Here is a 25,453-nt window from a genome sequence, read left to right on the forward strand (position 1 = left end):
GGCGCTGCGGGCAGCGGGTCCCGCACCCGGCAGCCGGGCCGGACGGCACCGGCCCGCGCTGCCGGGCGGCGGCATGAGCCCGGAGGAGGCGGCCGAGGAGCTCTACGGCCTCCCGCCGGAGGACTTCACCGCCGCACGTGAGGAGCGGGCCCGCGCCGCGCGCTCGGCGGGTGACCGCTCGGCGGCGCGCGCGATCCGGGCCCTGCGGCGTCCCACCTACTCGGCCTGGGCCGCCAACCTGCTGACGCGCGAGGAGCCGGACCGGACGAGAGGACTGCTGGAACTCGGCGCGGAGTTGCGGGACGCACAGCGACGTCTGGACGGCCCGAGGTTGCGGGAGCTGATGCGTGCGCAGCGGGAACTGACCGAGGAGCTGACCCGCAGCGCGGCGCGGATCGCCCGGCAGGCGGGCCACCCGCTCGGGGAGGGCGCGCTGCGGGAGGTGGAGCAGACCCTCCGGGCGGCGCTGGCCGACCCGGATGCGGCGCGGCGCTGGCGCGCCGGGTGCCTCCCCCGACCGCTCACCGCCCCCTCCGACCTGGACGCCACCGCGGTCGCCGGGACCGAGCCGGGCCCCCGCCCGCCGGGGAGGTCCGGCGGCGGACAGGTGGTGGACCTGGCCACCGCCCGCGCCCGGCGCCGCGGGCACCGGTCCGCGCCGTCGGGGTCCGGGGCGCAGGAGGGTGCCCAGGACACGGCGGGGGCGCGGGAGGAGGAGAACACGGCGGACGGGCGCCCGGCCCGCGCGCGAGCGGAGCGGGGCCGCGGCGAGGACGGCGAGCGGCCGGAACCCGGGCAGGACCGCCGGCGCAGGGCACCGGAGTCGGCCGGGGCCGCCCGCACCAGGCGGCGGGCGCGGGAGCTGCGCGAGCAGGCCCGGCAGGCCGGGGACGAGGCGGCGCGGGCGGACCGGGAGGCGGCGCGCGCCGAAGCCGCGCGCGAGGAGGCGGAGCGGGCGGTCGAGGCAGCGGAGCAGACCCTGCGGGCGGCCCGGGCCCGCAGGGACGCGGCGCGGGCCGGGGAACGGGGTGCCCGGCGCACCGCCCGGTCGGCGCAGCGCGACGCGCGGGAGGCCGCTCAGGCAGCGGAGGCCGCCGCACACGAGGCCGGGACGCGGCCGGAGGGCTGAGCCGGACCGGGCGGCGGCGCGCGTGCGGTCAGGGCCGGAGCGGGTGCCGCTACCGCGGGAGGCGCCGGGCGGGTCACCGGGGCTGCCCGGCTCCGCTTGCGGACGGTCCGGCGACCCGCAGACTGGCGGTAGGGCCGGGAGGCGGGGCGGCGGAACCGTTCCCGCACGCCGGCCGTGCCGCAGGCCGTCCACCGGTCGTCGGGTGAGGAGAGGGCAGGCGAGGACACGTGCCACGCGCGATCTGGAGCGGTGTGCTCACCTTCGGACTGGTCACCGTCCCCGTGCAGCTCTTCACCGCCACTTCCGGGCACACGGTCCACTTCCACCAGCTCCAACGGGGCACCGGCGACCGGGTGCGCAACCAGCGGGTGAACGAGCGCACCGGCGAGGAGGTGCCGTACGACGACATCGTCAAGGGCTACGACCTGGGCGGCGAGGAGTTCGTCGTGGTGGAGCCGGGGGAGCTGGACGAGGTCGCGCCGGGCCGGTCGAAGGCGATCGAGATCAGCGGATTCGTCGACGCGGGCGAACTCGCCCCCGTCTACTTCGACCGTGCCTACTACCTCTCCCCCAAGGGCGATCAGTACGGCAAGGTCTACGCCCTGCTGCGGGCGGCGCTGGAGCGGACGGGCAAGGTGGGGGTGGCGACCTTCGTGATGCGTGCGAAGGAGTACCTGGTCGCCCTGCGGGCGCAGGAGGAGGTGCTGGTGCTGCACACCCTGCACTGGGCCGACGAGGTGCGCGACCCCCGTGAGGAACTGCCGCAGCTCCCCGGCCGGGCGGACCTGAGCGACTCCGAACTGCGCACCGCCGAACAGCTGGTGGAGGCGCTGGGGATGGAGTGGCGCCCGGAGGACTTCCACGACACCTACGTGGAGCGGGTCCAGGAGCTGGTGGCGGCGAAGGCCGAGGGGCGGGAGGTGACTGCCGCGCAGGCACCCCCGGAGGCCACCGAGGTCGTGGACCTCATGGACGCCCTCCGGCGCAGCGTCGACGCCCGCGGCACACAGCGGGGCGGGCAGCGCAAGGGCGCCCGGCAGGAGCGGGCTTCCTCCTCGAAGAAGCGGGGAAGCGGGTCAGGGCGCTCCGGCGGGACCGGTGGGCGGCGCGGGGCCTCGTCCCGGGCCGGCAGCAGCGGCAAGGGTAGCGGCAGCGGCAAGGGCGGGGGCCGGGCGGGCGGCGACACCGGGCTCGCGAAGCTGACGAAGGGGGAGCTCTACGAGCGGGCGGCGCGCGAGGACATGCCGGGCCGTTCCTCGATGACGCGTCAGGAGCTGCTGGACGCGCTCTCCGGGAGCCGGCCGAAGGCCGCCTCCTGAACCAGCGCCCGGTCGCCTGCCACCACTCCGGGAGGGCAACGGGACGGACGTGGACGAGCCCCCGGCCGGTGGCCGGGGGCTCCGGGTGCCGACGTGGGGGACGCGGTACCTGTCAGTGTCGTCCGGTACAACGCGGCCGGTGCAGGAACGTTACGGCAGTGGCGGGAACCGTTCCGTTCCCACGTCCCCGGCGCTCGGGGGCGCGGCGACCGCTGCCGGACCGCGGGCTGCCTCACATCGTCGGGAGCACCGGCCGGTAGCCGGCGTCCAGGAGACGGGGCAGGTAGGCGGCCAGCGCGCTGATGCTCTGGACCCGGTTGCCGCCCCCGTCGTGGGAGAGGATCACCGACCCGGGCCGGACCTCGGCCATGACGGTCCGCACGATCCGGGCCACCCCCGGCATCTCCCAGTCGTCGGTGTCGACCGACCAGCCCAGCGGGCTCATGCCCAGTTCGGCGCAGATCCGCAGTGTGGCGTCGTTCCAGTCGCCGTAGGGGGCGCGGGCGATCACCGGCGGGGCACCGAGGGTGCGTTCTATGACGTCGCTGGTGCGGCTCAGCTCCTCGCGGGCCTCCTGCTCGGGCAGCCCCGTCAACTGGGCGTGGCTCCAGGAGTGGTTGGCTATCAGGTGTCCGGCGTCGGTGACGGCCCGCAGCAGGTCGGGGTGTTCCACGGCGTTCCGGCCGATGACGCAGAAGGTCGCGCGGACACCGTTGCGGCGGAGCACCTCGAGTATGCCCGGGGTGTACTCGGCGCTGGGCCCGTCGTCGAAGGAGAGGGCGATCTCACGGCGGTCCGGCGGGAGGGTGTACGTGACGGTCCTCGGCGCGCGGTGCCGGCTGCCTGCGGCGCCGGGCGAAGGTGACGCGGACGCGGAGGCCGGTGGCCGGGGACGTGCCGCGAGGTGCGGGCTCGCCGATCCGGCCGCCGGCAGGGGTATGCGACCGCCGGCGGGGAGCGGGTCGGAGGCGGTCAGGACTCGGTTCAGCGCGCACAGGCCGAGCACGAACGCGCCGCCCAGGAGCGCTCTGCGCGGGTGGAGGTGATTGTCGGTCTCCATGGTTTCGTCCATGCCACACCAAAGGCCCCGAAGAACCCCCAAGCCTCCGACACGCCGCCAGAACCACCCGTTCACAGCAGGAAACCGTGAAAGGCGACTGTCTGGTAGGAAGGTGGACGCACCGGTCGGACCTCCGGGCCGGGGAAGCCCGCGGCGCGGAGAAGGTCACGGTTTGTGCACAACGGGGATGACCCCGCGGCGGCCGGGCAGGCTGCCTCACGGGGTGGCGGCACCTGGGGAGGTCGGCCGCCCTGTCCCCTTTCGGCGCTACGCGTTGCGGAGGTACGGCATGCTGAGGGCGCACCCGGCGGTGTTGCGGAGACTGCTCCGCCGCTACGAGACCCTGTTGGCACGCACCACGGACGCAGCGGGGGGTGAAGGTGTCCTGCGCGCCCGGCGGGACCTCCAGGACACCGCCTACACCCTCTGCGTCATCACGGGCACGCGCTCCATCGAGGAGGCTCTGGGCGCCGCCCGGCGGCAGCTGGAGGAGGGGCCGCGCGAAGCGGCCTGACGGGCCTTCCGCGGAGGCCGTCCGGCGCGACCGCTAGCCGCCCCCGGACGGGCCGGACGTGGGACCGCCGCGAGAAGCCGGGTGCAGGGCCGCAGCCCCCGCCCCGCGACCACGGCCCCGCACTGGACTGCGGGGGCCGTGGTCGGGTGCGTGTCCCCGGCCCTACGAAGGCGTTGCGCCGCTCTGCGCGCCGCCCCCGCCCGGCGGGTCGCCCTCAGCCGCCCCCGCCCCCCGGCGCCCGGCTTCGGCCTCGCGGCGCCGCAGCCTCTCGCGCTGGGGGACGACGGTGTAGCGCGGGTCCGCGATGGAGGCCATACCGGCGTGGAAGACGCCGAAGCGGGTGCAGGCGGAGGCCGCCAGCAGGGCGGTGCCGCTGAGGGCTGCGAGCATCCGGTCGCCGCGCCGGTTCAGCGCCGCGCCCGCCGCGCCGGCGAGGGTGAGGCCCTCGGCCACGCGCATCAGCCGTCCGGCCGGGCCCGTGCGGTAGACCTCCGCCACCATGCCCAGGCGCCGCTCCATCGCCTTGACCGCCGCGGTCTCCAGGGCCGCTCCGAACACCGCCGTGGCCCGCGCGGGCCCCGCCTCCGTCGCCGGTGCCGCGATCAGGGCCATGCCCGCCGCCGCTGCCGTGGCCGAACCGGTGAAGACGTAGGGCAGTTCGCGGTAGCCCTCGTGCCAGCCCGGGACCGCGGTGTCGGCGGCGAGGACGGCGGTGTAGGAGGCGACGGCGGGGCCGAGCAGCGCCGCGGAGACCGTGGCGGCCCGGCCCAGGCGCGGGAGCCGGCGCAGGACGTCCAGTGCGGCGGCGGCGCCGGCCGCGGGCCCGTAGGCGGCGAGGATCCACGAGCCGACGCTCATGGGCGAGGTCGGTTTGAGGACCCGCAGCATGTTCGCGAACCGCGAGGGACGCCCCAGGTCGTGGACGAGGGCGGCGGTCGAGCCGGTGACGGCCGCGAGGGAGGAGATCTTCATCGCCCGGGCCGTGCGGGGACGGCCGGTGAGCTCCGCTCCGGCGGCGAGCACCGAGCCGGCCCCGGCGAGCCCGCCCAGGAAGAAGTAGCCCGCGATGTTGGAGGCCTTCCAGCCGGGCCGGTTGAGGATGGGGCGGCCGTAGTAGGACCGGAACTCGGCTTTGGGGACGAGGAGTTGTTCGCCCCTGCGCCTGCGTCGCCGGCCGCCCTGCTCCGGCCGCTGCCCGCCCGGGGCCTGACGCCCCGGGCGCGCCCCGCGGCTGCCGTCCCTGGTGACCTCCGACTCGTTCACCGGTTCCTCCCCTCGCCTGTCGCGTACGCGGTGAAGACGGCCGCCACCCCGCCCAGCAGGGTCAGCGCCGCGGCCCCCGCGTGCCGCCACATCGCGGGCAGGTCGCGGGTGGTGACCTGCGGGTCCGGGGGCAGGCCGTAGACCTCCGGTTCGTCCAGGAGGAGGAAGAAGGCGCCGTCGCCGCCGACCCCGTCCCCGGGGTCCTCACCGTAGAGCCGGGCCTCGGGGACGCCGGCGGCGTGGAGTTGCCCGACCCGGGCGGCGGCCCGCTCCCGCAGTTCCTCCAGCGGGCCGAACTGGATGGAGTCGGTCGGGCAGGCCTTGGCGCAGGCGGGCTCCTGGCCGGCGCCCAGGCGGTCGTAGCACAGGGTGCACTTGAACGCACGTCCGTCGCCCGGGCGTTGCTCGATGACGCCGTAGGGGCAGGCGGGCACGCAGTACCCGCAGCCGTTGCAGATGTCCTCCTGCACCACGACCGTCCCGAACTCGGTCCGGAAGAGGGAGCCGGTGGGGCAGACGTCCAGGCAGGCGGCGTGGGTGCAGTGCTTGCAGACGTCGGAGGACATCAGCCAGCGCAGCTCGGTGCGGCCGTCGGGACCGGGCGGTCCGGCGGGCGTCCCGGCCTCCTCCCGCACCCGGGCCACCGGCGGGGTGTCCTGACCGGCTCCGGCGGCCAGCGCCAGCACGTCCACCCCGTCGTGGGTGGTGGGCGGGGGCGGCAGCGCGCCGCCGACCACGGGCTGCTCGACGAAGGCGACGTGGCGCCAGGTGGAGGCGCCCAGTCCCTCGCTGTTGTCGAAGCTCATGCCCGTCAGGCGCAGTCCGTCCTCGGGGACCGCGTTCCACTCCTTGCAGGCCACCTCGCAGGCCTTGCAGCCGATGCAGACGGAGGTGTCGGTGAAGAAGCCGACGCGGGGCGGCGGGTCCGGGTGGCCGGCCTCGGCCGCGACCCCGGGTTCGGTTCCGGCCGGCAGCCGGCCGGCGGGCTGGGTGTCGGTCACGGCCTCAGACCTCCGTTCCGGTGCGCTCGTCGATGCCGGCCCGGCGCCGGTACTCGGCGACCAGTTGCGGCAGCGCGGGGCCCCGGGGGCGGCGGCCCGGCCTGATGTCGGCGGTCCACGCCTTGTCCTCCTGGATCTGTGCGTTGGGGTCCAGGGCGATGTGCCCGAGTTCGTTGGCCGCGTCGCCGGTGGTGTAGCCGTTGGGTCCCCAGTGGTAGGGCAGGCCGATGGTGTGCAGGGTGCGGCCGTCCAGACGGAGGGGGGCCATGCGGGAGGTGACCATGACGCGGGCCTCGACGGCGCCGCGGGCGGTGATGATCGTGGCCCAGCCCATGTGCTCCAGGCCCCGTTCCCGGGCCAGCTGCGGCGAGACCTCGCAGAAGAACTCCGGTTGCAGTTCGGCCAGGTAGGGCGTCCAGCGGGTCATGCCGCCGGCGGTGAAGTGCTCGGTGAGCCGGTAGGTCGTCACCACGTACGGGTAGACCTCGGCGCCGGGTTCGCCCGGGGTGGGGTGGTACAGGTTGAGCGCGTGGCGCTGGAGACCACGGACGGGGTTGCGCGGGTGGTGCGGGTAGAGGGCGTTGGCGACGGGTGAGTCCTGCGGTTCGTAGTGGGTGGGCAGGGGGCCGTCCACCAGTCCCGCCGGGGCGTAGAGCCAGCCCTTGCCGTCGCCCTGCATGATGAAGGGGTCGTCACCGCGCAGCGCGTCGGGGCCCTGCGCGCCTTCGGGGGGCACGTGGTCGGGGGCGAGGTCGGGGATGAAGTCGGGGGTGTCGTGCCCGGTCCACCTGGACCGCTCGGCGTCCCACCAGACGTAGGCCTTCCGTTCGCTCCAGGGCGTGCCGTCGGGCGCGGCGGAGGCGCGGTTGTAGAGGATGCGGCGGTTGTCCGGCCAGGCCCAGGCCCACTCCTGGGCCGTCCAGCTCTGTTCGGTGTGGGGTTTGCGGCGGGCCGCCTGGTTGACGCCGTCGGCGAAGACGCCGCAGTAGATCCAGCAGCCGCACGAGGTGGAACCGTCGTCCTTGAGCTGGGTGTACATCGACAGGGGTGCGCCGTCGGGGCCGTGGCCGTTGATCTCGGCCAGGACGGCGGCGGCCACCGGCTCCTCGGTCGGGCCCTCGGTGGGGTAGTCCCAGGTGAGGTCGAGGAGGGCGCGGTCCGCGGGATCGGTGGAGCCGGCGAGGCGGTCCTTGATGCGGCGGCCCAGGTGGTACATGAACCACAGGTCGCTGCGGGCGTCGCCGCGGGGTTCGACGGCTGCGTGGTGCCACTGCAGCCATCGGTTGGTGTTGGTGAAGGAGCCGGCCTTCTCGGTGTGGGAGGCGGCGGGGAAGAAGAAGACCTCGGTGCCGATGTCCTCGGTCGCCATCTCGCCGGTCTCGATCTCCGGCCCGTCCTTCCACCAGGTGGCCGACTCGATGAGGGAGAAGTCGCGGACCACCAGCCACTCCAGGTTGGCCATGCCCATCCGCTGCATCTTGGTGTTGGCCGAGCCCACGGCGGGGTTCTCGCCCATCAGGAAGTAGCCCTTGCACACGCCGTCGAGCTGGGCGCGGACCGTCTCGTAGGTGCCGTGGGAGCCGGTGAGCCGGGGCAGGTGCCCGAAGCAGAAGTCGTTCTCGGCGGTGGCCGCGTCGCCGTAGTAGGCCTTGAGGAGGCTGACGGTGTAGGCGCGGGCGTTGCCCCAGAAGCCCTTGTCGGTCTTGATGATGTCCGTGAAGGTGTCGAGGTCGGCGTGGGTGTGGGCGTGCGGCATCGGGATGTAGCCGGGCAGCAGGTTGAAGAGGGTGGGGATGTCGCTGGAGCCCTGGATGGAGGCGTGGCCGCGCAGCGCCTGGATGCCTCCGCCGGGCCGGCCGATGTTGCCCAGCAGGAGCTGGAGGATGCTGGCGGCCCGGATGTACTGCGAGCCGACGGTGTGCTGGGTCCAGCCCACGGCGTAGCAGAAGGCGCTGGTGCGGTCCGGACCGGAGTTGTCGGTCAGCAGGTCGCAGAGGCGGCGGAAGGTGTCCTGCGGGACGCCGCAGACGCGCTCGACCATCTCGGGCGTGTAGCGGGCGTAGTGCCGTTTGAGGATCTGGTAGACGCAGCGCGGGTGCTGGAGCGTCTCGTCGCGCTCGGGGGCGGCGTGGACCGCGTGGCCCCCGGACCCGGCGGCCTCGGACCCGGCGGCCTCGTGGACGGCCCGTCCGCCGCGCCGGGGATCGCCGTGGCCCGCCTCCCCGTCCCCGCCCGCGTCCGGGTCGTCGGACTCCCGGGCCCCGGAGGCCGCCTGGACGGTCACCCCCTCGTAGGCCCAGCTCGTCAGGTCGTAGGAACGCCCTTCGGGGTCGAGGCCGGAGAAGACGCCGTCGAGGTCCTCGGTGTCGCGGAAGTCCCCGCTGACGAGGGTGGCGGCGTTGGTGTAGGCCAGGACGTACTCGCGGAAGTCCTTACCCGTCGTCAGGACGTGGCGGATGATGCCGCCGAGGAGGGCGATGTCGGTGCCGGCGCGCAGGGGCACGTACAGGTCGGCGAGCGCGCTGGTGCGGCTGTAGCGCGGGTCGACGTGGACGACGGTGGCACCGCGGGCCTTGGCCTCCATCACCCACTGGAAGCCGACGGGGTGCGCCTCGGCGAAGTTGGAGCCCTCGATCACGATGCAGTCGGCGTGCTGGAGGTCCTGCATGAAGGTGGTGGCGCCGCCGCGGCCGAAGGAGGTGCCCAGGCCCGCGACGGTGGCGCTGTGGCAGACCCGGGCCTGGTTCTCCACCTGGACCACGCCGAGGCCGGTGAAGAGCTTCTTGATGAGGTAGTTCTCCTCGTTGTCCAGCGTCGCGCCGCCCAGGCTGGCGATGCCCAGGGTGCGGTTGACGCGCAGGCCGTCCGCCTCCTGCTGCCAGGTCTCGCGCCGGGTGCGGATGACCCGTTCGGCCACCATGTCCATGGCGGTGTCCAGGTCCAGGGGCTCCCAGTCGCTGCCGTGGGGGCGCCGGTAGAGGACCTGGTGGCGGCGGGAGGAACCGGTGGTGAGCTGGAGGGTGGCCGAGCCCTTGGGGCAGAGGCGGCCGCGGCTGACGGGCGAGTCGGGGTCGCCCTCGATCTGCACGACCTGCTCGTCCTTGACGTAGACCTGCTGGCCGCACCCGACGGCGCAGTAGGGGCAGACGGACTTCACCACCCGGTCGGCGGTGGCCGTGCGGGGGCGCAGGGACTCGGTGACGGACGAGCGTACGGCGGCTCCCCTGCCCGACGGATCACCGCCGGTGAGCTGTCGGTAGGCGGGCCATCGCTGGATCCAGGTACGCACACCCATCGGCGAGTCCTCGGTTCGGGGCGGATCGGCCCCTCCCGCGTTCCCGGGGTCGCGTGTTCTACGCGGGCGGGGAAGGGGATTCACCCGCTCCCCACGGGAGGCGGTCGTCCCGGACCGGGGCCGCCGGTGGAGTGGCCGTCCTCTCACCGTTGCCCGGCAGCCGGCTTGGGTCCCCCGCAGCGGGGCACAGTGCGTCCCATGAGCAGGAATCATGACGAGCGCCGTGACGACCGGGGCACGCAGCACCACGGGGGTGGCCGCCGCTACCTCGCGGCGGCGCTGGTGTTCGCCGTGGGCATGGCGGGGACGACGCTGCCGACGCCGCTGTACGGGCTCTACCGGCAGGAGCTGGGCTTCTCGGAGCTGATGGTGACGGTGGTGTTCGCCGTCTACGCAGTCGGTGTCATCACCGCGCTGCTGGTCGCCGGGAACTTCTCCGACGTGCTGGGGCGCCGTCCGGTGCTGCTGACGGCGCTCGGGCTGTCCGCGCTCAGCGCGGTGTGCTTCCTCGCGGAGGGCGGGCTGCCGCTGCTCTTCCTCGGCAGGCTGCTCTCCGGGTTCTCGGCGGGGCTGTTCAGCGGGGCGGCCACCGCGGCGGTGCTGGAGCTGGCGCCCGAGGGGGGCCGGGCGCGGGCCGGGTTCGCCGCGACGGCGGCCAACATGGGCGGCCTGGGCTGCGGCCCGCTGCTGGCCGGTGTCCTGGCGCAGTACGCCCCGTGGCCGCTGCACCTGCCGTACCTGGTGCACCTGGGGCTGCTGGTGGTGGCCGCCGCGGTGGCGTGGGCGCTGCCGGAGACGGTGCAGCGGCCCGAGCCGCGGCCGCGGCTGCGCCCGCAGGGCATGGTGGTGCCGCGGGAGATCCGCGGGGTGTTCGTCCCCGCGGCCGTCGCGGCCTTCGCCGGCTTCTCCCTGCTGGGGCTCTTCACCGCCGTGGCCCCGAGCTTCGTCGGCCAGACCCTGAAGGTGACGAACCTTGCGGTCTCGGGCGCGGTGGTCTTCTCGGTGTTCTGCGCGTCGACCGCGGGCCAGTGGCTGATGGGCCGGGTGGGGCCGGCGCGGTCCCTGCCGCTGGGCTGCGGGGTGCTGGTGGTGGGGTTGCTGCTGGTCGGATCGTCGCTGCTGGTGAAGTCGCTGCTGCTGCTGGTGGTGGGCGCGGTGGTCGGCGGCCTGGGCCAGGGCCTGGGGTTCCGTGGGGCGTTGACGTCGGTGGGCGCGGCGGCGCCGGCCGAGCACCGGGGGCGGACCATCTCCGCGTTCTTCGTGGTCGCCTACTGCGGCATCTCCTTGCCGGTGGTGGGGGTGGGCGCCCTCACCGTGGGGCTGGGGCTCCGCGGGGCGGGGGAGGTCTTCTCGGCGTGCGTGGTGGTGCTGGCCGGGGTGGTCGGCGCCTACCTGGCACGGCGCTCCCCCGGTGCCGGGGCTCCCACCGCCGAGTAGCCCCGGCCGGTACCAGGCGCAGCCCGCTGCGCTCTCCTCCCGCCGGAGCGCCGCGGGCCGGCCCCGTGGTTCGGGGGCCGGCCCACGGCGGGACGGGGCGGGAGGTGCCTCAGCCGGTGGTGGTGCGGGCTGCTTCGGCGCGCTCCAGGTCCGCCGCCTCGCGGTCGAGGTCGTCCTCGGCGGCACCTTGCACGGACCAGCGGCCCAGCGACATCTCCGCGGTGATGCCGGGGCCGAAGCCCGCCACCATGCCCCGGGCGCCCTGGGCGGCGCCGCCCTCGTCGAAGAGCCTGCGCAGGGCGTCCAGCACCACCGCGCTGGCGATGTTGCCGTACTCGGTGAGCGTCGCCCGGCTGAAGCGGAACGCCTCGGCGGGGACCTCCAGGAACCGGCTGAGGTCGTCGAGGATGCGTGGTCCGCCGGCGTGGATGATGTAGAAGTCCAGCCCGGAGGCGTCCCAGCCGTGGGCGCCGGCGAGTTCGTGCAGCGCCGGGGCGAGGGGTTCCATCGTGGTGGGCACCCGCTTGTCCAGCAGGAAGTGGAATCCGGTCGAGCTGACCCGGTAGGCGATCCAGTCCTCGGTGTCGGGCACCAGGTAGGAGCCGTTGCGTTCCAGCCGGACGCCCGTTCCGCCCTGGCCCCGCATCACGGCCGCCGCCACGCCGTCGCCGAACAGGCCGTTGGAGAGCAGCGAGCCGACGCCCAGGTCGGTGGGCTGGTAGCACAGGGAGCAGAACTCGCAGGCCACGATGAGGACGTTGGACTCGGGGTAGGCCGTCAGGAAGTCGTGGGCCCGGTTGATGGCCGCGCCGCCGGCCGCGCAGCCGAGCTGGGCGATGGGCAGCTGACGGGTGTGGCTGGGAAAGCCCATCGTGTTGATCAGCCAGGCGGTGAGCGAGGGCATCATGAAGCCGGTGCACGAGACGTAGACGATGGCGCCGATGTCCGCGGCGCTCAACTCCGCGTCGGCGAGGGCCCGCTCCACCACCGCGGGGACGTGTCGCTTGGCCTCCGCCTCGTAGCACCGGTTGCGTGCCTCGAAGCCGGGGTGGCGCAGCGTGGCCTCGATGGGTTGGACCAGGTGGCGTTTGCGCACCCCGGTGTTCTCGATGAGCCGGAGCGCCAGGGGCAGGTTGGGGTGGTCGGCGTGGAGACGCCGGGCAAGGTCAAGTGTCTCCTCCTGGGTGATCACATGTTCCGGAACGTATACGGCCGGTCTGCACAGAGTCGCCACGGCACCGCGCCCTTCTAGCGCTTGTGGGGTCGTTGACCCCACCATCACCTCACCCCCGCCCTCCTCCCACTCGGGGTACTCCGCGCAGGTGACGGGGACGCCTCCGGTCGTGTGCCCGCTGAGCGTGCCCGGGGCATTTTCCACCGCTCGTGGCCTGTCCTCCCGCGAGGCGCCGAGGCAGTCCGCTCCACAGTGGGCCCCGGGCGCGCGGGGGTGTCACGTCCCGCTCCACGGGCACCTGGGAGGTCTAGGCACGCAGTCGAGTTGAGCGCGGCCCTCCTGGAGGGTGCGCGGGATGGACTTTTATGAGCAGCGGGTACCTGGGCCCCGGCAACCACGGTCGTGACCCGTTCGGCGACTTCCTCGCACGGTTCATGGGGGCGTCCACGGGAGGCCGACGCTCCGAGCCCGGCTACTTCGACTTCCTGCGGCTGATGAGCGAGCCGGCCCGTCAACTGGTCTCCGACGCCGCCTCGTACGCGGCGCGGCACGGCAGGGCCGACCTGGACTCCGAGCACCTGCTGCGGGCGGCCCTCGACGGGGAACCGACCCGCGGCATGATCTCCCGGGCCGGGGCGGACCCGACCGCGCTCGCTGAGGACATCGACCGCCGCAACGGCGAGGAGGGACCGGCGCGCACCTCGATCTCGGTGAGCCCGGCCGTCAAGCGCGCACTGCTGGACGCGCACGACGTGGCGCGCTCCAGCGGCTCCTCCTACATCGGCAGTGAGCACATCCTGGTCGCGCTGGCGGCCAACCCCGACTCGACCGCCGGGCAGATACTCAACGCCGCCCGCTTCGACCCGAGCGCGGCGACGGGCGGCGGACCGGGCGGCCCCCAGGGGCCGGGCGAACCGCAGGCCGGACGGGGTGCCCACCCCCAGACGGCCAGGCGCAACACCCCCAATCTCGACAAGTTCGGCCGCGACCTGACCCTGTTGGCGAAGGAGGGGCGGGTCGACCCGGTCATCGGCCGGGACGAGGAGATCGAGCAGACCGTGGAGATCCTGGCCCGCCGCGGCAAGAACAACCCGGTCCTCATCGGCGAGGCGGGGGTCGGCAAGACCGCGGTGGTGGAGGGGCTGGCCCAGCGGATCGTCGACGGTGACGTGCCGGACAACCTGCTGGGACGCAGCGTCGTCCAGGTGGACTTCGGCGCGATGGTGGCCGGGACGAAGTACCGCGGCGACTTCGAGGAGCGGCTGAGCGGCCTGATCGACGAGGTGCGGGCCCACTCCGAGGAGTTGATCGTCTTCATCGACGAGGTGCACACCGTGGTGGGTGCCGGCGGCGGTGGTTCCGACGGCGGCTCGATGGACGCCAGCAACATGCTCAAGCCCGCGCTGGCCCGGGGTGAACTGCACGTCATCGGGGCCACGACGCTGGAGGAGCACCGCCGCTACATCGAGAAGGACGCGGCGCTGGCCCGCCGGTTCCAGCCGGTGCTGGTGCCCGAGCCGTCCACGGCCGACGCGGTGGAGATCCTGCGCGGCCTGCGGGACCGCTACGAGGCGCACCACCAGGTGCGGTACACCGACGAGGCACTGGTCGCGGCGGTGGAGCTCTCCGACCGGTATCTGACCGGGCGGTTCCTGCCGGACAAGGCCATCGACCTGATCGACCAGGCGGGTGCGCGGGTCCGGTTGCGCAGCTCCACCCGCGGCACGGACGTGCGGGCGCTGGAGCGGGAGGCCGAGCAGGTCCGGCGGGACAAGGACCAGGCGGTCGCCGCGGAGGACTACGAGCGCGCCTCGGCGCTGCGGGACCGTCTGACGGAGCTGGAGAGCCGGCTCGGGCAGAAGACCGGCAGCCGGCAGCAGGACGAGGTCGGGCGGATCTCCGAAGTCACCGTCGAGGACATCGCCGACATCGTGTCGCGGCAGACGGGCATCCCGGTCAGCAACCTGACCAAGGAGGAGCGGGAACGCCTGCTGGGCCTGGAGGAGCACCTGCGGCAGCGGGTCATCGGCCAGGACGAGGCCGTCTCGGCGGTCGCCGACGCGGTGCTGCGCTCCCGGGCCGGGCTCTCCAGCGAGGACCGGCCGATCGGCAGCTTCCTCTTCCTCGGCCCGACCGGGGTCGGCAAGACGGAGCTGGCCCGGGCCCTGGCCGAGGCGCTGTTCGGAACCGACGACCGCATGGTGCGCCTGGACATGAGCGAGTACCAGGAGCGGCACACCGTCAGCCGCCTGGTCGGTGCCCCGCCCGGGTACGTGGGGCACGAGGACGCCGGGCAGCTGACGGAGACGGTCCGGCGCAACCCCTACTCGCTCCTGCTGCTGGACGAGGTGGAGAAGGCGCACCCGGACGTCTTCAACATCCTGCTCCAGGTGCTGGACGACGGCCGGCTCACCGATTCCCAGGGCCGGACGGTCGACTTCACCAACACGGTGATCGTGATGACCAGCAACCTCGGTTCGGAGGCCATCACCGGCCGCGGCGCGGTGCTGGGGTTCGGTGCCGGTGGCGAGGAGGCCGACGAGGAGGGGCGCCGGGAGCGGGTGCTGCGTCCGCTGCGGGAGCACTTCCGGCCCGAGTTCCTGAACCGGATCGACGAGATCGTCATCTTCCGTCAGCTCACCGACGCCCAGTTGCGGCAGATCACCGGCATGCTGCTGGAGGAGACCCGGCGCCGCATGCACGCCCAGGACCTCACGATCGACTTCAGCGACGCCGCCGTCGACTGGCTGGCCCGGCGCGGGTACGCCCCCGAGTACGGCGCCCGGCCGCTGCGGCGCACCATCCAGCGTGAGGTGGACAACCGGCTCTCGCGGATGCTGCTGGGCGGCGAGCTGGCCCCGCACAGCCGCATCCTGTGCGACGTGGCGGAGGACCGGCTCACCTTCCGGACCGAGCCCGCGCCGGTCCAGGTGCGGGAGTGAACCGGCGGCCGGAGCCGGCCCGTGGTCCGGTCCGCCGTCCGCCGCGTAGGCCCGCGGCGGACCGGGCACCCGGCACGGTGGACGGCCGGCCACGGACAAGCGGGCACCGCCCGTCCCCCCGCCGGGTGGGCCGGCGGCAGCACGGAAGGAGCGGCAGATGAGTGACACGACCCCGTCCCAGGCCGAGGGCGAGCGCGACGACGTCACCGAGGCCGTCCGCGGGCACTACGACGAGAGCGGGAAGGCCGCCGAGCAGACTCCGCGGACCACACCCTCGCAGGCCGAGGGTGACCGCGACGACGAGAGCGGGAGCTGAGGGCTGTCCCGTGGTTCTCCCACTGCCCGAGGAGTGACGATGACCGAGTTCGAGCGTTCCCGTACCCTGCCGGCCCTGCCGGAGCTGGTCTTCGAGCAGGCGGCGAATCTGGACCGTATCGACTCCTGGCTGCCGCACGAGCTGCATGTGCGGGAGGCCGACCCGCCGGCCGTCACCGTGCACGACGACGAGACCGGGCGCGACGAGGCGGCGCTGCTGCGGGCCCGGCGCGAGCAGATGCGGATGGAGTGGGGCACCCGGGAGGACGGCCGCTACACCGGGTGGCTCCAGGTCGCCGGTGCCGGCAGCGGAGCGAGTGAGGTCACCGTCCACCTGTCGTTCCTGCAGGGTGGCCACGTGCCGCCGCGGGAGGCGGTGGAGCGCGCGCTGGACGAGAGCCTGGCGCGGCTGGCCGAGGAGGTCAGGCTCCGCGTCGACGACGCCGGCTGAAGGCTTCCGCCGGGCGGTGCGCCCTCGGCCGGTCAGTACCTCCCGGATGAGGGTGTGCTGCCGGGGGGCGCGCCCGGGTCCGCCCAGCTGGCCCACACGGTCTTGCCGTGCTCGTGGACCAGGTAGCGCAGTTCGCTGGTGAGCCGCTCGGCGATGTGCCAGCCCAGGCCGCCCGTGCCCGTGGTGTTGTCCGGTGCGCGGGGCCGGGGCGGTTCCGTACTGTGGTCCTCCACCTCGGCGGTGAGGACGCCGTAGTCCGCCCGCAGGCTCAACCGCCACCAGCCGGTGGCGTGCCGTGCCGCGTTGGTGACGAGTTCGGTGACGACCAGCAGCACGGCTCCGCGGTCCGCCCCGGGACAGGCCTGGTCGAGGTACTCCCCCACGATCCGTCGCATCCCCGCGAGGCTGGTGACACCGGCCTCCAGTACGACGGCGGGCGCGGCCTGCGGGGGGTGGGGCCGGTGCGGGGTCATCGGGCGGCAGCCTCCGCGACGGACGGGAACAGGTGCAGGACGGCATTCATCCCCGTCACGTCGATGAGACGCCGCACCTCGGGCGCCAGCGGCCCGGCGAGCCGCAGATCGCAGCGCAGGTGCGCGGCCAGGACGAGCTGCAGGGCGGTGGAGTCCGCGAACGTGACCCGGGAGAGGTCGAGCACCACGTGGCCGCATCCGGCGGCCACGGCCGCGTCCAGGCTCTCCCGCAGTTCCACCTCCGCGTCCGCGTCGAGTTCGCCGGTCGGCGCCAGGACGTACGCGCTCGCGGTGGAATGGGAGCCGATCGCGGCGTCCTCGTCGCCCGACGGGCGGGCTTGGGGGGATTTGTCGACCGTCACGATCGTCGAGCATGCCATGTCCTCGGCGCGCGCACACGTCCGGGGCCCTCGGGCCCGCCCCCAACCGGGTCCCCCGGCGGTTCCGGGCCCGCGCCGCGCCCTCCCTGTCATCACGGTGCGCCCCGGTGCCGGGTGGCGGCAGCCGGACGCGGGGCCGAGGGGGCGCTCCGTTTCGCGGGCCACCGCCGGTGACCTGCCCGGAGGCGCTCTGGCGCGGTACGCGGACGGTACCTCATGCTGTCCCCATGGTCGACTACGAGGGCCGCCGGCCCGTGTGCTGCGAGTGTGGCCGCGCCGACCCGACGGCACGCGACCTGGGCCTGGCGGGCGGCCGGGCCCCGGTCTGCGACGCCTGCTTCGCGGACCTCGTCGCGATGCGGACGCTCTCCGCGCGCCTTCCGCTCCACCGGGTGGCGGAGGCGGAGCCGGGCTCAGAAGGCGGGGCGGCCGAGGCCGGGGCGTCTGCCTGAGCCGGCCCGCGGGCGGGGACGGCCGGCGGGGAGTACCCCGTGGTCGTCGAGCGGACCGACGGTGAGGCCGGCCGAGCGGCACTGCTCCACCAGCGCCGGCAGCGCGGCGAGCGTCGCCCGCCAGCAGCCGGGGGCCGCGGTGTGGTCGGAGTCGTGCAGCAGCACCGTGCCGCCGCCCGCCAGGTCCCGGCCCACCGTCCGCAGCACCGACTCCGGGGTGACCTCCTGCGTCCAGTCCCGGCCCCAGGCCGACCACAGCACGGGGCGCAGCCCCACGCGCCGGGCCGCCAGCAGCCGGCCTGCCGTGAGGATGCCGTAGGGCGGGCGGTACCACCGGGGGGCGCGGCCGGAGACCGTCCGCACCGCCGCCACCGCCCGGGCCAGCTCGGCGGTGTCCCGGCCGGGGGCGGGCAGCCAGGGGCGGCTGTGGGTCCACCCGTGCACGGCCAGCTCGTGGCCGTGCGCGACGATCTCCCGTCCCAGCGCGGGGCGGTCCAGCAGCCTCTCCCCCAGGACGAAGAAGGTGGCCCGCGCCTGGAGGCGGTCCAGGGCCGCGAGGAAGTGCGGTGTGGCGCGGTCGTCCGGTCCGTCGTCGAAGGTCAGTGCCACGTGGTCGGGACGGCCGACGCCGGCCAGCGCGGGGAAGAAGGCGCGGCGGGGGGTGGCGAGCCAGGTGCCGGCGGGCAGGACATGGAGCGCCAGAGCCGTGGAGGAGGCCAGCCCGAGGGTGGCCGCGGTGGCGCGCAGCGCCCGGGCCGCGGGCGGCCGGAGGGGCCCGGCACGGCCCGTCATCCGCGTCCCTCGGTCCCGCCGGGGTCATCGGCCCGGTGTGCGCCGCCGTCTGCCGCCGGTCGCCGCCCGGCACCGGACGGGTCCTCGCCGGCAGCTCCGACCGCCGGGCCGGTGTCCCAGCCACCACCGGCCACGGCGGGTGACCGGGACAGTCCCACCGCCCCCAAAGCGATCAGCAGGAGCCCGGCCACCTCAGGCAGGACCCGCAGGCCGAGCGAGATCCGCTCGCCGAACAGCACGTAACCGAGGGCGACGCTGACCATGGCGTCCACCAGGGTGAGCGCCGGTTGGGAGGCCGCGAGGGTCCCGGCGGCCAGCGCGCTCTGGAGCAGGACCATGCTGAGCAGGCCCGCGGCGCAGGCCGCGTACAGGTGCCAGGTGCCGAAGACCTCGGCGAGCCCCTGCGGCACCAGCTGGGTGACCTCCTTGACGAGCGCCGCAGTGCAGGCGAAGGCCACCGCGGTGGCGGCACCGAGCAGGGTGGCTGCGGCCGGGCCGCCGAAGGCGCGGGCGGCGAGCACCAGCACCACGACGAGCAGCAGGGCGCAGACTCCCGCCGCCAGCCAGCGCCGCCCGGAGGCGGTCTCCGCGTCGCCCCCCGAGGGCGCAGCGGCGCCGAGGAAGAGGGCGAGTCCGGCGGCGAGCATCAGGAACGACGCCCAGGTGCGGCCGTCGGGCCGGTGGTGGAAGACGAGGCTGCCCACCACCAGGGTGAAGAGAAGTTCGCTGGCGAGCAGCGGTTGGACGAGGGAAAGGCGGCCGAAGGCGAGGGCGGCGGCCTGGAAACCGGCCGAGGCAGCGAGTGCGGCGCCGCCCAGGAGCCAGTGGGGGCTGCGCAGCAGCCGGGCCAGGCGGCGGGCGTCCCGCAGCGTCTCGCGCACTCGGCGCCGGAAGCGGGTCGCCGCGGTGCCGCCCTCGTCGGGCCCGGCGGGGGCCGGCCGCCCCGGCCGTTCCATCACGGCGCGCCGCTGCAGGACGGAGGCCGCGCCGTTGGACAGCGCACCGAACAGGGCGAGGACGACCGCGGCGGCGTTCACACGCTCATCCGAACCGGTGCGCCAACCGGTGGTAGAGCGAGGGCGCGACCCCGCGGACCCGTCCGGGCAGGCGCAGCCACGCCGGCACGTACACCTCGGTCCGGCCGCGGCGCAGGGCGCCCGCCACGGCGTCGGCGACCCGGTCGGCGGAGACCGGGCGGGGCAGCGCGCGGGTGTAGGGGACCCCGCGGCGTTCAAAGAACGGCGTGTCGACCACTCCGGGGACGACGTGCAGCACCTGCACGCCGCCCTCCCGCACCTCGTAGCGCAGCGCGTCCGCGAAGGTGCCGATCGCGGCCTTGGCGGCCGAGTAGACCGCCTCGTCCCGCACGCCGACGGTGCCGGCAACCGAGCCCACCAGGACGATCTGGCCGCGGCCGGCGGCCAGCATGTGCGGCAGCACCAGCCTGACCAGGTGGATGGTGGCGGCCAGGTCGAGCTGGAGCACCTGGTCGATGTCGGCGGGCGGCATCGTCGAGAAGCGGCCGGCCCATCCCACGCCCGCCCCCGCCACCAGCAGGTCCAGCCGACCGGCCGCGACGAGCGCGTCGGTGACCAGGCGGTCCCGTTCGTCGGGCGCGGTGAGGTCGGCGGCGAAGGCCGTGGCGGCCGTCGCCCGCGCCACCGCCGCCAGCCGCTCCCGGTCGCGGCCGGTGACGAGCAGACGCCAGTCGCCGCCGCGGGCCAGGCGGTGCGCGACGGCGGTGCCGATGCCGGAGGAGGCCCCCGTCACCAGCGCCACCGGCGTGGTGGGTGTCTGCGGCCTCCCGCTGCCGGCGTCCTGCCGCCCGGCTGTGTCGGGAAGGGCACGTGCCATGGCGTCTCCCTGGAGTCCTTGGGCCTGGCGGTGTGAGGACGGGTTCTCGGGCCCGGCGTGACGGTCGCCGCGGCGCGCGGGTCGCCGGCGGCGGCACCGCGCGGTCCCTCGGCGAAACCGCCGCAGGGGGCTTCTCCCGCCGCGCCGAGAGACTGCGTGTAGGTAACCGATGCACCGTCCGATAAACCCTGTTCCCGCACGTCACCGGTTCGGTCGGCGGCCGTGCGGGTACGAGTGCGGACCTTTCGTCGCCCGGTCTTTGTCAGGAGATGTCCACTGGTCTTGCCTGGGTCTGACCGCTCCACCCGCCGCTTCGCGCCCCTGAGGTGACCATGCGTCTGCTCCTCGTCCATCCCAGCGCCCTGATGTACTCGGAGATCTTCCTGCGGCTGGAGCCCCTCGGGCTGGAGCGGGTGGCCGCCGCCGCGCGGCTGGCGGGCCACGAGGTGCGGGTGGTCGACCTGCAGGTGCTCTCCCGGGCGCAGCTCACCCGGGAGGTCGCGGCGTTCCGGCCGGAGGCGCTGGGGGTCTCCCTCAACTACCTGGCCAACATCCCGGAGGCCATCGAGATCGCGGAGTCGGCGAAGGCGGCCTCGCCCGGGTGCTTCGTCTTCCTGGGCGGACACAGCGTCTCCTTCGTCGCCGAGGAGGTGCTGGAGCAGGCGGCGGGCGCGGTGGACGCGGTGGTGCGCGGTGAGGGCGAACCGGCGATGGCGCCGCTGCTGGCGGCCGTCGCCGACGGCGGCGGCGTCGAGGGGGTGCCCGGCGTGGTGACACCGGCCGGACGCGGGCCGGCACCGGTGATGCTGCACAGCATCGACGAGCCGGTACCGGCCCGCGACCTCATGCGTCACCGGCGCCGCTACTTCATCGGCGAGCTGGACCCGTGCGCCTCCATCGAGTTCACCCGGGGCTGCCCCTGGGACTGCTCGTTCTGCTCCGCCTGGACCTTCTACGGCCGCAGCTACCGCAAGGTGAGCGCGGAGGCGGCGGGCGCGGAGATGGCGGGCATCCGGGAGCCGAACGTCTTCATCGTCGACGACGTCGCGTTCATCCGTCCCGAGCACGGCCACGCCATCGCCACCGAGCTGGAACGCCTGGGGGTGCGCAAGCGCTACTACCTGGAGACCCGTAGCGACGTCCTGCTGCGCAACCCCGACGTCTTCGAGCGCTGGGCCGGGCTGGGGCTGAAGTACATGTTCCTGGGGATGGAGGCGATCGACGCGGCGGGGCTGGAGCTGTACCGCAAGCGGGTCAGCCCCGACGAGAACTTCCAGGCGCTGGCCGAGGCGCGGCGGATGGGCATCACGGTGGCCATCAACCTGATCGTGGACCCGGCGTGGGACGAGGAGCAGTTCCGGGTGGTCCGCGAGTTCGCCCTCTCGGTGCCGGAGATCGTGCACCTGACGGTGATGACGCCCTACCCGGGGACGGAGATCTGGCACACCGAGTCGCGGCGCCTGACCACCCGGGACTACCGGCTCTTCGACATCCAGCACGCGGTGGTCCCCACCACGCTGCCGCTGGCCGACTTCTACCGCGAGCTGGTCCGCACCCAGGCCGTCATCAACCGCAAGCACCTGGGGCTGCGGACGGCGCTGGGGGCGATGCGCGTGCTCGGCGGCAACCTCTCCCGGGGGCAGACCAACTTCGCCCGGATGCTCTGGAAGTTCAACCGGGTCTACAACCCGCAGCGGCAGCTCGCCGACCACCGGCGTCCGGTCCGCTACGAGCTGCCGCTGCCCCGGCGGCTGGACGTGGGCGACCGCCGGCAGCTGTACGTCCACAGCAAGCCGGTCGCGCGGGGCCGGGCCGCCGGTCCGTCCGCGGAGCCGGAGAAGGCGTGAGCGCACGGCGCGGCACCTCGCTCTCGCCCGCGCGGTTCCTCGTCCTGAGCGCCAGCATGGGTTCGGGGCACGACGCGGTCGCCTCGGAGCTGGGCCGCCGGCTGCGGGCGGCGGGGCACCGGGTCGACCAGGCGGACGTGCTGGACCTGCTGCCGCCGGGGGTGGGCGCGGGCCTGCGGGGGTTCTACCAGGTGGCCGTCCGCCACCTGCCGGCCCTCTACGGCGGGCTGTACGCCGTCTTCTTCCGGGCCGGCGCCGGGCCCCGGCCGGGCAGCACCCCGCTCGCCGCGCTGGCGCAGGAGCGGTTGCTCGCCGTGGTGGCGAGGGAACGACCCGACGTGGTGGTGTCCACCTTCCACCTCGCCGCGCAGCTCACCGGGCGGTTGCGGGCGCTGTCGCGGCTCGCGGTGCCCAGCGCGGTGGTGGTCACCGACTTCGCGGTGCACCGCCAGTGGCTGCACCGGGGCAACGACCTCCACCTGTTCCTGACTTCCCGGTTGGCGGCGCAGGTCGCGGCCGGGGGGCTGGGGCGTCCGGTGGCCGCGTCGGGTCCGCTGGTGGCCGGCCGGTTCCGCGCGCCGGCGCCGGGCGGTGAGGACTGGCGCCGGCGCCTTGCGGACCGGGCCGGGGACCGGCCCGCGGTGCTGCTCTCGGCGGGCGCCTGGGGGGCCGGATCACGGCTGCTGGAGACGGCCAGGCTGCTGGCGGCGGCCGGCTACCTGCCGGTGGTGCTGTGCGGGCACAACGAGCGGTTGCGGCGCTCGCTGGCGGGCCGGTCCTCGGTGCTGGCGCTGGGCTGGGTCGACGACATGCCCGGGCTGCTCGCGGCGGGGCACGCCCTGGTGGACAACGCCGCCGGGCAGACGGCCCTGGAGGCGCTGGCTGCGGGTGTGCCGGTGGTGGGCTACCGGCCGATCCCGGGGCACGGCGCGGAAGGGGTGCGGTGCATGGCGGCACTGGGCCTGACCTCGTACGCGGCGGACTCCTGGGGTCTGCTGAGGGCGCTCGACGACCTGACCTGGCCGACACCTCAGGCCACGGCGGCCCGTTCCGCACGGGTCGCCGAGCTCTTCTCGCACGACGCGCTGCCCCCGCTGGAGGACCTGCTCGTGCGGCCACGGCAGGCGGCGTCCCCGGCCTGAGAGGCGCACGCCGCGAGCCGGCAGGGCGTCGCGGCACGGAAGAGCCCCGACCGGTCGGGGGGAACCGGCCGGGGCGGCCAGAGGTGCGGACGCCGGTGGCGGTCGCCTCGCGGCGAAAGGCTCAGCAGGGCTTCAGCCGAACGATCGTCCCTGCTGGCTATAGGTGAGGCCCGGGGACACTGTCCCACCGGCATCCGCACCCGGTACAGCAAACGGGCGGCCCGCATCATTCCGGACGCCTGATGTGAGCCGGCCCACCTGCCGGGTCCCGGGTGGTGGCCGGGCGCGGGGGCGGCGCCGGGGTCACTGGGCGACGCGGACCACGTACCTGCAGGCGTTGCACCAGTACAGGTAGCCGTTGGCGTCGACGTCGGTACTGGCGCAGGCCAGGCAGGTGGCGGTGGCGAAGTTGGCGGGGACGAAGCCGCCGGCTCCCGCGGCCCGGCGGCTCTCTGCCTGCCGTTCGCCGGCGTAGCAGGCTATGCACAGGCCGCCGAGGTCTCCCGGCAGCTTCATCGGGGCCCGGCCGCACGCCTCGCACGGCACCCGCCCGACGAACCGGGCCTCCAGTCTGCGCCGCCCGGAACCGGCCGCTGCCACATCGTCCTCCCTGGGGCAGGCCGGGTGCGGTCTCCCGCCACCGCTGCGCTGCGTCACGTCTGAGGCCGCCGTCCCTGCGGACGGGCGCCGACACCGCCGGTGCGCGGGCGGGGGCCGGGTCCGGAGGGCCGCCCTCGTCCGGGCGCTGCGGCGCTGCCAGTGTGGCCCGGCCGGGTGGCTCGCTCAGCCATTAGGTACACGGTGTCCGAAAACCGCCGTCCGGTGGCCGAGAGGTCAGGGCAGCGCCTGCGGGCCGGGCACCCGGTGACGGCCGGCGCCTCCCTTCCCCCTACCAGCCCATCAGCAGGCGCGGCACCCGCCGAATCCCGTGAGACTGACGGGGTGTGACACCCGCGCACCGTCCCACCTCGGAGAAGCCCCCATGAACGACAACACCAAGCTGTCGCTGGCCGCGGCTCTCGCCGGCGGGTACGTCCTGGGCCGGTCGAAGAAGACCAGGACGGCGATGCTCCTCGCCTCCTACCTGGCAGGGCGCCGGCTGGCCACCTCCCCGCGCCAGCTCCTCGGCCGGGAGCTGCGCCGGCTCTCGGACTCGCCGCAGTTCGCCCGGGTCTCCGACCAGCTGCGGGAGGAGCTGGTCGGCGCGGGCCGGTCGGCCCTGTCCTCGCTGGCGGCCCGCCGGGTCAACTCCCTGGCCGATCTCCTGCACGACCGCAGCGAGCTGCTGCGCAACCCGGCGGGGGACGGCCAGGACTCCGGCGAGGACCGTGACCGCGAGGAGGCGGCCGGCGAACCGCCGGAGGAGGAGCGGGAGGGCTCGGGCCGCCGGCGCGGCAGCCCCGAGCGGGAACAGCCGCAGGACCGGGACAAGACGCCCCGGCGGCGGTCGAGGCCCACCCAGGACGCGCGGGACCGCTCGACGGACGGCTCCGCTTCGGCGGGGCGGGCCGTCCGGCAGCGCCCCAGAGCAGAGAGGTAGGACGCCGTGCCCGAGGACAAGTCCGACGGCGGGACCTTCGAGGCCCTGGGCCTGGACCGGTTGCGCGACGAACTGCTCGGCCTCCTGGAGGCCGGCGCCGAACACCTGGCGGACGCCGCCGGCAAGCGCATCAGCGAGCTGGCCGGACAACTCACCGACGTGGCCGACGGCGGATCACTCGCGGGGGTGGGGTCCAAGCTGCTCAAGGGCGAGTCCCCGCTCAAGGCGTTGGTCTCGCAGAAGGCCAAGGACGCGAAGGACAAGGTCGTGGGAAGTGTGAAGAAGCCGTTCGGTGGAGGCGGGGACGGCGGCGGTGACGGGGGCGGCGGCAGGCCCGGTGACATCAAGGCCACGAACATCATCGAGTCCGTGGACATCGGTGTGCCGCTGCGTACCGTCTACGACCAGTGGACGCAGTACGAGGACTTCAGCACTTTCACCAAGGGTGTGCAGAGCGTCAAGGGCTCCGACGACGTCGAGTCCAAGTGGACGATCAAGGTCTGCTTCTCCTCGCGGAGCTGGGACGCCACCATCCAGGAGCAGGTGCCCGACGAGCGCATCATGTGGACCTCGGAGGGCAGCCAGGGAAGCACCAGCGGTGTGGTCAGCTTCCACGAGATCACCCCGACCCTGACCCGGGTGGTCGTCGTCGTGGAGTACTACCCGTCGGGTTTCGTGGAGAAGACGGCCAACCTGTGGCGGGCGGCGGGCCGCCGGCTGCGGCTGGACCTCAAGCATTTCCAGCGCAACGTGACGCTCGCCGCCGACGAGGACCTGGAGGGGTGGCGCGGCGAGATCCGGGACGGCGAGGTCGTACGCAGCCACGAGGACGCCAAACGCGAGGAGGAGGAGCAGCGCGGGAACGGGGAGGGGGGCGAGGCGGACCGCGACGAGGGGGAGACCGACGACGATTACGACGAGGACGACGGGTACGAGGAGGGGGATGACGAGGGGTACGACGAGGAAGACGACGAGGAACCGGATGACGGGGACGACGAGGAAGACCAGGAGCCCGAGCAGGACCGCGGACGCGGCGAGGGCCGGCGCCGCCGCTGAGGCAGGGGCGCCGGCGG

Annotated in this window: 23 protein-coding genes; 12 read left to right on the forward strand and 11 right to left on the reverse strand. The window is 74.6% G+C overall.

Going from position 1 to position 25,453, the window contains the following annotated elements; genetic code table 11:
• Positions 1-73: 73 nt before the first annotated feature.
• On the forward strand, positions 74-1,129 hold the full coding sequence (locus ACFV3R_RS08830; RefSeq protein WP_385577820.1) for a hypothetical protein: 1,056 nt from the start codon (positions 74-76) through the stop codon (positions 1,127-1,129).
• Positions 1,130-1,356: 227 nt separating this feature from the next.
• Positions 1,357-2,448, forward strand: a complete 1,092-nt coding sequence (locus ACFV3R_RS08835; RefSeq protein WP_385577823.1) for a Ku protein — start codon at positions 1,357-1,359, stop codon at positions 2,446-2,448.
• A gap of 232 nt (positions 2,449-2,680) precedes the next feature.
• Here ACFV3R_RS08835 and ACFV3R_RS08840 read toward each other — a convergent pair whose 3' ends face one another.
• Positions 2,681-3,508, reverse strand: coding sequence for a polysaccharide deacetylase family protein (locus ACFV3R_RS08840; RefSeq protein WP_385577825.1), 828 nt, complete (start codon positions 3,506-3,508; stop codon positions 2,681-2,683).
• A 289-nt stretch (positions 3,509-3,797) separates the two neighbouring features.
• Between ACFV3R_RS08840 and ACFV3R_RS08845 the strand changes: the two genes are divergently transcribed.
• A complete protein-coding gene (locus ACFV3R_RS08845) occupies positions 3,798-4,022 on the forward strand; it encodes a DUF5133 domain-containing protein (RefSeq protein WP_385577828.1) in 225 nt (74 codons plus the stop codon).
• Positions 4,023-4,184: 162 nt separating this feature from the next.
• On the opposite strand, the gene nrfD is transcribed toward ACFV3R_RS08845, so the two are convergent.
• The 3 genes from nrfD to fdh are packed head-to-tail and all read right to left on the reverse strand — an operon-like array spanning position 4,185 to position 9,581.
• A complete protein-coding gene (gene nrfD, locus ACFV3R_RS08850) occupies positions 4,185-5,285 on the reverse strand; it encodes an NrfD/PsrC family molybdoenzyme membrane anchor subunit (protein ID WP_385577831.1) in 1,101 nt (366 codons plus the stop codon).
• Positions 5,282-6,286: a 4Fe-4S dicluster domain-containing protein gene (locus ACFV3R_RS08855; protein WP_385577834.1), complete on the reverse strand. Its 1,005-nt coding sequence runs from the start codon at positions 6,284-6,286 to the stop codon at positions 5,282-5,284. The genes nrfD and ACFV3R_RS08855 overlap by 4 nt, the downstream gene beginning before the upstream one ends.
• Before the next feature lie 4 nt (positions 6,287-6,290).
• Positions 6,291-9,581, reverse strand: coding sequence for a formate dehydrogenase (gene fdh / locus ACFV3R_RS08860; RefSeq protein WP_385577837.1), 3,291 nt, complete (start codon positions 9,579-9,581; stop codon positions 6,291-6,293).
• Positions 9,582-9,779: 198 nt separating this feature from the next.
• On the opposite strand from fdh, the gene ACFV3R_RS08865 reads away from it, so the two are divergent.
• Positions 9,780-11,018: an MFS transporter gene (locus ACFV3R_RS08865; protein ID WP_385577840.1), complete on the forward strand. Its 1,239-nt coding sequence runs from the start codon at positions 9,780-9,782 to the stop codon at positions 11,016-11,018.
• A 109-nt stretch (positions 11,019-11,127) separates the two neighbouring features.
• Here the strand turns inward: ACFV3R_RS08865 and ACFV3R_RS08870 are convergent, their stop codons facing one another.
• On the reverse strand, positions 11,128-12,252 hold the full coding sequence (locus ACFV3R_RS08870) for a type III polyketide synthase (RefSeq protein ID WP_385577843.1): 1,125 nt from the start codon (positions 12,250-12,252) through the stop codon (positions 11,128-11,130).
• Positions 12,253-12,557: 305 nt separating this feature from the next.
• Here ACFV3R_RS08870 and ACFV3R_RS08875 point away from each other — a divergent pair, with 305 nt between their 5' ends.
• From ACFV3R_RS08875 to ACFV3R_RS08885, 3 genes are all read left to right on the forward strand, one after another.
• A complete protein-coding gene (locus ACFV3R_RS08875; protein ID WP_385577846.1) occupies positions 12,558-15,134 on the forward strand; it encodes an ATP-dependent Clp protease ATP-binding subunit in 2,577 nt (858 codons plus the stop codon).
• A gap of 157 nt (positions 15,135-15,291) precedes the next feature.
• Positions 15,292-15,450: a hypothetical protein gene (locus tag ACFV3R_RS08880; protein ID WP_385577849.1), complete on the forward strand. Its 159-nt coding sequence runs from the start codon at positions 15,292-15,294 to the stop codon at positions 15,448-15,450.
• 39 nt (positions 15,451-15,489) lie between these two features.
• Positions 15,490-15,900, forward strand: coding sequence for an SRPBCC family protein (locus tag ACFV3R_RS08885; protein ID WP_385577852.1), 411 nt, complete (start codon positions 15,490-15,492; stop codon positions 15,898-15,900).
• Positions 15,901-15,932: 32 nt separating this feature from the next.
• Here the strand turns inward: ACFV3R_RS08885 and ACFV3R_RS08890 are convergent, their stop codons facing one another.
• Entirely contained in the window at positions 15,933-16,373 is a 441-nt protein-coding gene (locus tag ACFV3R_RS08890) for an ATP-binding protein (protein WP_385577854.1), read from the reverse strand.
• Entirely contained in the window at positions 16,370-16,735 is a 366-nt protein-coding gene (locus ACFV3R_RS08895; RefSeq protein ID WP_385577857.1) for an STAS domain-containing protein, read from the reverse strand. The genes ACFV3R_RS08890 and ACFV3R_RS08895 overlap by 4 nt, the downstream gene beginning before the upstream one ends.
• A 245-nt stretch (positions 16,736-16,980) precedes the next feature.
• On the opposite strand from ACFV3R_RS08895, the gene ACFV3R_RS08900 reads away from it, so the two are divergent.
• Positions 16,981-17,205, forward strand: a complete 225-nt coding sequence (locus tag ACFV3R_RS08900; protein ID WP_385577860.1) for a hypothetical protein — start codon at positions 16,981-16,983, stop codon at positions 17,203-17,205.
• Here ACFV3R_RS08900 and ACFV3R_RS08905 read toward each other — a convergent pair.
• From ACFV3R_RS08905 to ACFV3R_RS08915, 3 genes are read right to left on the reverse strand one after another with little or no spacing between them, the layout of a single operon-like run.
• Positions 17,167-17,997: a polysaccharide deacetylase family protein gene (locus ACFV3R_RS08905; RefSeq protein ID WP_385577863.1), complete on the reverse strand. Its 831-nt coding sequence runs from the start codon at positions 17,995-17,997 to the stop codon at positions 17,167-17,169. The genes ACFV3R_RS08900 and ACFV3R_RS08905 overlap by 39 nt on opposite strands.
• Complete coding sequence (locus tag ACFV3R_RS08910; RefSeq protein WP_385577866.1) at positions 17,994-19,034, reverse strand: DMT family transporter; 1,041 nt, start codon at positions 19,032-19,034, stop codon at positions 17,994-17,996. The genes ACFV3R_RS08905 and ACFV3R_RS08910 overlap by 4 nt, the downstream gene beginning before the upstream one ends.
• A 4-nt stretch (positions 19,035-19,038) precedes the next feature.
• Positions 19,039-19,851 carry an SDR family NAD(P)-dependent oxidoreductase gene (locus ACFV3R_RS08915; protein WP_385577869.1) on the reverse strand — a complete coding sequence of 271 codons (813 nt, stop codon included), beginning with the start codon at positions 19,849-19,851 and terminating at the stop codon, positions 19,039-19,041.
• A gap of 332 nt (positions 19,852-20,183) precedes the next feature.
• Between ACFV3R_RS08915 and hpnR the strand changes: the two genes are divergently transcribed.
• Together hpnR and ACFV3R_RS08925 are read left to right on the forward strand one after the other, a co-directional pair.
• On the forward strand, positions 20,184-21,698 hold the full coding sequence (gene hpnR, locus ACFV3R_RS08920) for a hopanoid C-3 methylase HpnR (RefSeq protein WP_385577872.1): 1,515 nt from the start codon (positions 20,184-20,186) through the stop codon (positions 21,696-21,698).
• Positions 21,699-21,754: 56 nt separating this feature from the next.
• Positions 21,755-22,840, forward strand: a complete 1,086-nt coding sequence (locus ACFV3R_RS08925; protein WP_385578272.1) for a galactosyldiacylglycerol synthase — start codon at positions 21,755-21,757, stop codon at positions 22,838-22,840.
• A gap of 303 nt (positions 22,841-23,143) precedes the next feature.
• Here ACFV3R_RS08925 and ACFV3R_RS08930 read toward each other — a convergent pair whose 3' ends face one another.
• Complete coding sequence (locus ACFV3R_RS08930; RefSeq protein ID WP_385577875.1) at positions 23,144-23,440, reverse strand: hypothetical protein; 297 nt, start codon at positions 23,438-23,440, stop codon at positions 23,144-23,146.
• Positions 23,441-23,822: 382 nt separating this feature from the next.
• On the opposite strand from ACFV3R_RS08930, the gene ACFV3R_RS08935 reads away from it, so the two are divergent.
• Both ACFV3R_RS08935 and ACFV3R_RS08940 read left to right on the forward strand, forming a co-directional pair.
• Positions 23,823-24,380: a hypothetical protein gene (locus tag ACFV3R_RS08935; protein WP_385577878.1), complete on the forward strand. Its 558-nt coding sequence runs from the start codon at positions 23,823-23,825 to the stop codon at positions 24,378-24,380.
• A gap of 6 nt (positions 24,381-24,386) precedes the next feature.
• On the forward strand, positions 24,387-25,436 hold the full coding sequence (locus tag ACFV3R_RS08940) for an SRPBCC family protein (RefSeq protein ID WP_385577880.1): 1,050 nt from the start codon (positions 24,387-24,389) through the stop codon (positions 25,434-25,436).
• Positions 25,437-25,453 lie beyond the last annotated feature (17 nt).

It is taken from the genome of Streptomyces sp. NPDC059740, assembly GCF_042733155.1.
Taxonomy (GTDB): domain Bacteria; phylum Actinomycetota; class Actinomycetes; order Streptomycetales; family Streptomycetaceae; genus Streptomyces.